Source organism: Polaromonas sp. P1_G2 (assembly GCF_056405515.1).
On the sequence record NZ_JBFUBY010000821.1, the window covers coordinates 1 to 545 of the forward strand.

General features: G+C 60.4%; 1 pseudogene. It reads right to left on the minus strand.

The features are described 5' to 3' along the window. Window positions 1–102 precede the first annotated feature (102 nt). Window positions 103–545: pseudogene (locus AC1D0P_RS27800) on the minus strand (HlyD family secretion protein); the annotation flags it as partial.

The following is a 545-nucleotide window of genomic DNA, read 5'->3' on the forward strand; positions in this document are numbered from 1 at the left end:
GGCTTTCGGAGCGGCAGAGGCGGGACGCACCTGGACATCAGTCGTGATTGCACTGTTCRACATGACTTGATCCTCCCCGACCACGGGTCAAAGGTTTCTGTCTTACGTTCTGGTATCGATGCTCGGCTCAACCGACATGCCGGGCCGCAACAGATTCGAGATCGCGGCATTGCGATCAAGGATGATCCTGACCGGGATGCGCTGTACGACCTTGGTGAAATTGCCGGTCGCGTTGTCCGGCGGCAGCAGCGCGAATTCCTGGCCGCTGGCCGGCGCAATGCTGTCGACATGGCCGTGATAGACCTGGCCGGGGAACATATCGACTTCGATATCGACAGCCTGTCCCGGCCGGACGTCGGTCAGTTGCGTTTCCTTGAAATTGGCGACGACATAGGCATCCTGCGTCGGCACGATGGTCATCAACTGCGTGCCGGCCTGGACATATTGCCCGGTGCGCAGCGTGCGGTTGCCGACGACGCCATCGATGGGCGCGATCACCTTCGAATAGGRGAGGTTCAATTCCGCCTGATGCTGTAGCGCCTGGC